The organism is Methylobacterium sp. FW306-05-D (assembly GCF_058782155.1).
This window is the reverse complement of the sequence record NZ_JBYSXL010000031.1, coordinates 1-6312: the sequence shown is the minus strand read 5'-3', so window position 1 is coordinate 6312 and position 6312 is coordinate 1. Positions and strand designations below refer to the sequence as shown.

At 73.7% G+C, this 6312-nt stretch carries 8 protein-coding genes; 6 read left to right on the top strand and 2 right to left on the bottom strand.

Annotation, left to right across the window (positions count from 1 at the left end):
- From flgK to AC3WLN_RS12545, 6 genes are all read left to right on the top strand, one after another.
- Positions 1–1945: flagellar hook-associated protein FlgK (gene flgK, locus AC3WLN_RS12570; RefSeq protein ID WP_492481627.1), on the top strand; the 1945-nt coding region annotated here is incomplete at its 5' end.
- A 5-nt stretch (positions 1946–1950) separates the two neighbouring features.
- Positions 1951–3000 carry a flagellar hook-associated family protein gene (locus tag AC3WLN_RS12565; RefSeq protein WP_492481625.1) on the top strand — a complete coding sequence of 350 codons (1050 nt, stop codon included), beginning with the start codon at positions 1951–1953 and terminating at the stop codon, positions 2998–3000.
- Positions 3001–3168: 168 nt separating this feature from the next.
- Positions 3169–3516: a flagellar biosynthesis regulator FlaF gene (gene flaF, locus AC3WLN_RS12560; protein WP_492481623.1), complete on the top strand. Its 348-nt coding sequence runs from the start codon at positions 3169–3171 to the stop codon at positions 3514–3516.
- 8 nt (positions 3517–3524) lie between these two features.
- Positions 3525–3965 (top strand): flagellar biosynthesis repressor FlbT, encoded by a 441-nt coding sequence (gene flbT, locus AC3WLN_RS12555; RefSeq protein WP_492481694.1) that lies wholly within the window; start codon positions 3525–3527, stop codon positions 3963–3965.
- 24 nt (positions 3966–3989) lie between these two features.
- On the top strand, positions 3990–4409 hold the full coding sequence (gene flgD / locus AC3WLN_RS12550) for a flagellar hook assembly protein FlgD (RefSeq protein WP_463773553.1): 420 nt from the start codon (positions 3990–3992) through the stop codon (positions 4407–4409).
- Between the two features lie 147 nt (positions 4410–4556).
- Complete coding sequence (locus AC3WLN_RS12545; RefSeq protein ID WP_055957424.1) at positions 4557–4823, top strand: flagellar biosynthetic protein FliQ; 267 nt, start codon at positions 4557–4559, stop codon at positions 4821–4823.
- On the opposite strand, the gene AC3WLN_RS12540 is transcribed toward AC3WLN_RS12545, so the two are convergent.
- Together AC3WLN_RS12540 and AC3WLN_RS12535 are read right to left on the bottom strand one after the other, a co-directional pair.
- Positions 4796–5578, bottom strand: a complete 783-nt coding sequence (locus AC3WLN_RS12540) for a 5-oxoprolinase subunit PxpA (RefSeq protein ID WP_492481620.1) — start codon at positions 5576–5578, stop codon at positions 4796–4798. The genes AC3WLN_RS12545 and AC3WLN_RS12540 overlap by 28 nt on opposite strands.
- Positions 5579–5628: 50 nt before the next feature.
- The coding region (locus AC3WLN_RS12535) for a 5-oxoprolinase subunit C family protein (RefSeq protein WP_492481618.1) at positions 5629–6312 on the bottom strand (684 nt) is incomplete at its 5' end.

Here is a 6312-nt window from a genome sequence, read left to right as displayed (position 1 = left end):
CGGCGGCTCCCGCCGCCCGACCCGCCGCCCGCTTCCCAGGACAGATCCGATGGGCCTCGCCCTCGCCCTCAACACCGCCCGGACCTCGCTGGTCGCGACCTCGTCGCAGATCGCCGTCTCGGCACGCAACATCGCCGGGGCGAGCGACCCGTTCTACACCCGCAAGATCGCCAACCTCGTGGCGGCCGGCGGCGGCAGCGCGGTCTCGATCCAGCGCGCCGCCGATGCCGCCCTGTTCGACCGCAAGCTCGACGGGACCTCGTCGGTGGCGGCGAGCGAGGCGGTGCTCGACGGTCTCACGAAGCTCCAGGCCACCATCGGCGACACCAACGACGGCACCTCTCCCGCCGCCCGGCTCGGCGCGCTCAACGCGGCGCTGAAGGCCGCGGCCAACCAGCCCGACGACCAGGCGCTGGCCAGGGACGCCGTCGACCGCGCGCGCGACCTCGCCACGAGCCTCAACAGCGGGGCGGCGGCGGTCGAGACGGTCCGGGCGCAGGCCGATGCCGACCTGGCCGAGTCCGTCGCCACCATCAACGACCTCCTGGCACGGTTCGACGCCGCCAACCGCGTCGTCACCACCGGCACGGCGAACGGCGACGACGTGACCGATGCCCTCGACGACCGCGACCGCATCCTCGCCGGCCTGGCGCAGGAGATCGGGATCTCCACGGTGGTCCGCGGCAGCAACGACGTCGCGATCTACACCGACAGCGGCGTGCCCCTGTTCGAGCGCGGCGCCCGGCGCGTCTCCTTCACCCCCACCGCCTCCTTCTCGGCCGGCACGACGGGGGGCGCCGTGATCGTCGACGGCGTCCCGGTGACCGGGGCCAACGCGCCGATGCCGGTGCATTCGGGCCGGATCGCCGGCCTCGCCGAACTGCGCGACAGCGTCGCGACCCGCTACGAGGCCCAGCTCGACGGCATCGCCGCCGCCCTGGTGGACGGCTTCGCCGAGACCGGCACCCGCGCCCTGAACCAGTCCAGCCCCCGGGTGAGCGGCATCGCCCCCCTGGCGGCGACGGAGGCCTTCCGCCCGGGCGCCGCCCCGGGCACGGCCGGCACCGCGGATCTCAGCGGCGCCAACGAGGTCGCGTTCTCGCTCGGCCTCTCCAACGGTTCGGGCATCCGGATCGCGCTCAACCGGAGCACCATGGCCGCGGCGGCCGCGGATCTCACGAAGGTGACGCCGGCCGAACTGGTCGACGCGATCAACGCCCAGATCGCCGCCGACCCCGCGACGCCCGCGCTGTCCGGCCGGGTCGTCGCCTCCCTGGACCCCGGCGGGAGCCTGACCTTCACCACCACGTCCGCCGCGGGGGCCGCCGCGCAGATCACCGTCCGGAACGTCGAGGCGAGCGCCGGCAACACGCTGGTCGATGTCGGCTTCGGCCTCGTCGGCGGCCGGCCCCCGCGGGCGGCCGGCCTGTTCACCGCCGGTATCAGCGTCGCCGTCCCGGGCGGCACGGTCGCCGCCGCCGGCCTGGCCGCCGGCATCCGGGTCAACGCCTCCGTCGATCCCCAGCGCGGGGGCGCCGTCAACCTGCTGCGCGACGGCGGGATCGCCGGGGCCGACTACCGCTCGAACCCGGCCGCGTCCGGCGCCACCGCCTTCCCGGACCGCCTGCGGACCCTGGCCGCCGTCCTGGGTGCCGACCGGGCCTTCGACCCGTCCTCGGGCCTGGCCACCCGGAGCAATCTCCAGGACTTCGCCACCGCCTCCACGGGCTGGCTCGCCGGCCAGCGCCAGGCCGCCACCGCGGAATCGACCTACCAGTCGACGCTGCTGGCCCGCGCCTCCGACGCCTATTCCAACGCCACCGGCGTCAACGGCGACGACGAGACGGCGATGACCCTCGACCTCGAACGGTCCTACACCGCCTCGGCCAAGCTGCTGACGCTGGTGAACGACCTCCTGAAAACCCTGATGGATGCGGTGCGATAGACCCCATGCGGACCAACGCCCTCTCCTCCCTGAGTTTCTGGAACACGCCGCGCATCGGCGTGTCCCGCATGCAGTCCGACCTGGCCAAGGCCACGCAGGAGATCGTCACCGGTCGCTTCGCCGATGTCGGCCTCGCCCTGGGGAGCCGCACCGGCGTCGCCATCGGCCTGCGCCAGAAGATCGCCGAGCTGGGCGCCCTGCGCGAGAGCAACGACGCGGCCAACCTCCGGCTCGGCACCTCGCAGGTCGCCCTGAAGCAGATCCAGGACGGCGCCGACGCCACCCTGAAGGCCCTGATCGGAGCGCCCTCGGACAAGCGCGCCGACGTGCTCAAGGACTTCGCGGCGAACCGCCTCTCGGGCCTCGGGGTGCTCCTCAACACCTCCGTCGGCGGCCAGTTCGTCTTCGGCGGCACCCGGACCGCCGATGCGCCCCTGACGGCCTACGCCACGAACCCGGCCTCTCCGGCCAAGACCGCCGTCGACGCGGCCTTCCGCGCCACCTTCGCGATGTCGCAGGACAGCCCGGGGGTGGGCACGATCTCGGCCGGCGACATGGCGGCCTTCCTCGACGGGCCGGCCTTCCGGGGCCTGTTCGACGCGGATGCGTGGAGCGCCGACTGGTCCAGCGCCGGCTCCGCTCCCCTGACCAACCAGATCTCCCTCAGCGAGACCGTCACGACCTCCGCGAGCGCCAACGCGCCGGCCCTGCGCAAGCTCGCCATGGCCTACGTGATGGCCTCCGACCTCGGCGCCGGGAAGCTCTCGGCGGCCGCGCAGGACGTGCTCACCGCGCGGGTGGCGGGGCTGCTCGGCGAGGCGAGCGCGGGCCTCATCGGCCTGCAGGCGGATCTCGGCCGCTCGCAGGCCGCGATCACCGACGCCAACACCCGGCTCGAGACCCAGACGACGCTGCTCCAGTCCCAGATCGGGCAGATGGAGGGCGTCGACACCGCCGAGGCCAAGACCCGGAGCGACCGCCTGTCGACCCAGGTGCAGATCTCCTACGCCCTGACCGCGCAGCTGCGGCAGCTCACCCTCGTCAACTACCTCTAGCGCGGCGCCGGCCCTGGCGGCCGGGCCCGCGAAACGACCCGGCGGCGAGGCCACGACCCCCGAGGGGCCCTTCGGGGAGCCCCCCAGGGGACCTCGCCGGCCCCAACGGCTCATCGGCCCCGGTCCGCTCGGCGCGGCGGGGCCGCGGATACACGGGACAGGACCCATATGTACCAGTTTTCCTATGCCGAGATCCTGGAGGAGGCCCCGGCGATCGCACGCGAGCGCGAGCGCGCGGCCTTCGACCGGGCCCTCGACCTGCTGCGCATCGCCGACCGGCCCGATGCCCAGCAGGCGGACCGCGCCATGGCGGCCGGCTTCCTGCAGAGCCTCTGGGGCGTGCTGATCGACGACCTGCAGACCGAGGACAACGGCCTGCCGCCGGACGTGCGGGCCGACCTCGTCTCCATCGGCCTGTGGAGCATGTACGAGGCCAACGCGGTGATCGCCGCGCCCGACCGCTCGCTGTCGGCGCTGATCACCGTCAACACATCGATCCGGGACGGCCTGCGGTGAGCCGGCCCATGCGCCTGTCCCTGCGCGCCGGCGAGCGCGTCTACGTGAACGGCGCGGTCCTGCGCGTCGATCGGAAGGTCTCCCTGGAGCTTCTGAACGACGCCACCTTCCTGCTCGAGACCCATGTGCTCCAGGCGGAGGCGGCGACGACGCCCCTGCGCCAGCTCTACTTCGCGATCCAGACGCTGGTGATCGAGCCGGCCGCCACGGACCGGGCCCGCGAACTCTGCCGCAGCCTGCAGGCCGGCATCCTCGCCGTGGTGGCCGATCCGGAGATCCGCGAGGGCGTCCTCGGCGCCGGCCAGCTCATCGAGGCGGACCGGCTGATCGAGGCGCTCAAGCTGATCCGCGGGCTCTATCCGGCCGAGGCGGCCCTGCTGGCGGCCCCGCCGGCGGACACGAGCGTGCCCCGGACCCCGCCGGCGCCATCCCCCATCCATCCGGCCTGACCCCATCGAACCAGGAGGCCCGCCATGAGCGTCGCCAGCGTCCCCAGCACGGCCACATCCCAGACGGCCACCACCGCCGCCGCCACCAAGACGGCGACGGGCATCGCCGCCTCGATGAACGCCGACACGTTCCTCACCCTGCTGATGACGCAGCTGAAGAACCAGGATCCGACGAAGCCGATGGATTCCACGGCCTATGTCAGCGAATTGGCGACCTTCTCGCAGGTGGAGCAGGCGACGAAGACCAACGCGAAGCTCGACTCGCTGCTGTCGTCGAGCTTCCTGTCGCAGGCCGACCAGATCATCGGCCGGACCATCACCTCCGCCGACGGCACGGCCACCGGCGAGGTCCAGTCGGTCAAGATCACCAGCGAGGGCGCGCTCGCCCGCCTCACCAACGGCCAGGACGTGCTCCTCACCCAGGGCATCTCGCTGTCGCAGTGACGGGTTCCGGGCTAGAGCGTATCCCTGCGAGGGGGATGCCGGCTCGCGTGAAGACGATGCTCTGGACAGGACCCCGGCTCTGGACAGGACCCCGGCTCTGGACAGGGCCCCGGCCCGACGACCCCGCAGGATGAGGCAACCCATCGGATGAACGAGGTCGACGCCCTCGAACTCGTGCGCGCCGCGATCTGGACCGTGATCGTCGCGGCCGGGCCGGCGATCGGCGCCGCGATGCTGATCGGCATCGCCGTGGCGCTCCTGCAGGCGCTCACGCAGATCCAGGAGGTGACGCTCACCTTCGTGCCCAAGATCGTGGTGATCCTGCTGGTGCTCCTCGTCACCAGCTCCTTCATCGGGGCGCAGATCTACACCTTCGCCGAGGCCACCTACGGGCGCATCGTCACCGGGTTCTGAGCCAGACCCCGCAGGGTGATGCCGGCCTCCTCCAGGCGCGCCCGCACCGCCCGCGCCATCGCCACCGCCTGCGCGCTGTCGCCGTGCACGCAAACCGAGTCGATGCGCGTCGGCAGCAAGCTGCCCTGGGCGGTCAGGATGCCGCCGGCCTGCACCATCGCCAGCACCCGGTCCGCCGCCGCTTCGGCGTCCGCGATCAGCGCGCCGGCCCGGTCGCGCGGAATGAGCTGGCCCGCCTCGGTGTAGCCGCGGTCGGCGAAAATCTCGGCATGGACCCTGAGCCCCGCCGCCTCGCCGGCCGCCACCTGCTCGGTGCGGGCGATGGCCAGGAGCCCCAGATCCGGGTCGACGGCCCTCACGGCCCGGGCGATCGCATCCGCCACGTCCCGCTCCGCCGCCGCCCGGTTCGCCAGCGCCCCGTGCGCCTTGACGTAGGTCAGGCGATGCCCCGCCCAGGCGGCCAGCGCCTGGGCGGCGCCGATCTGGTAGGCGACCTGGCGCTCGATCTCGACCGGGCCGAACGGCATCGGCCGGCGCCCGAAGCCCGCCAGGTCGGGGAAGCCCGGATGCGCCCCCACGGCGACGCCCCGCGCCCGCGCCAGGGCGAAGGTCTCGGCCATGATCCCGGGGTCGCCGGCATGGAATCCGCAGGCGACGTTGGCGGAGGTGACGAGGTCGAGCATCGCCGCGTCGTCGCTGCAGCGATAGGCGCCGAAGCCCTCGCCGAGATCGGCATTCAGGTCGATGGTGGGCATCTGGCGCATCCCCGGCTCGGCGCGGCCCGGCGGCCGCTGGCGGCGCGATCCTAGCCGACGACGCCGTCGATGAGGTTGGTCCCGAGCAGGAATTCGGAGGGAAAATCGGTGCGCAGGACGGGCTGACGTGCGATGGCCGGACCCAGGGCCTCGCGCTCCGCCCGCCGGGCCGCCACCGCCTGCGCGAGGTCGACGGCGGCGAAGCGCAGCCGCGTGCCCGCCTGGGCCTGGGCGAGGCGGCCGAGATCGGCCCCGATCACCGTGGCGATCTTCGGGTAGCCGCCGGTGGGCTGGCGGTCGGCCATCAGCACCAGGGGCTGGCCCGAGCCCGGCACCTGGATCGCCCCCATGGCGACGCCGTCGGAGACGATGTCGTGGGTTCGCGCCCGGATCGCGGGCCCTTCGAGGAAACAGGCCATGCGGTCGCCCCGCGGCCCGACCCGCCAGGGGCCCGCCAGGAAGGCGTCGCGGGCGGCGGCCTCGAACAGGTCGTCCTGCGGTCCCGGGACGACGCGGATCACCGCCGGCGGCCGGTGCAGCCAGGGCACCACGAGGCTCGCGGGGTCGCCGATCGCGGCGCGCGGGCGCATCACCGGAAGGGCGTCGCCCGCCTGCAACCCGCGTCCGTGGAAGCCGCCGAGGCCGGAGCGGGTGTGGGTCGCGGTCGAGCCCAGCACCGGCGCCACGGCGATCTCGCCCGCCACCGCGAGGCTGCACCAGGCCCCGGCCCGGCC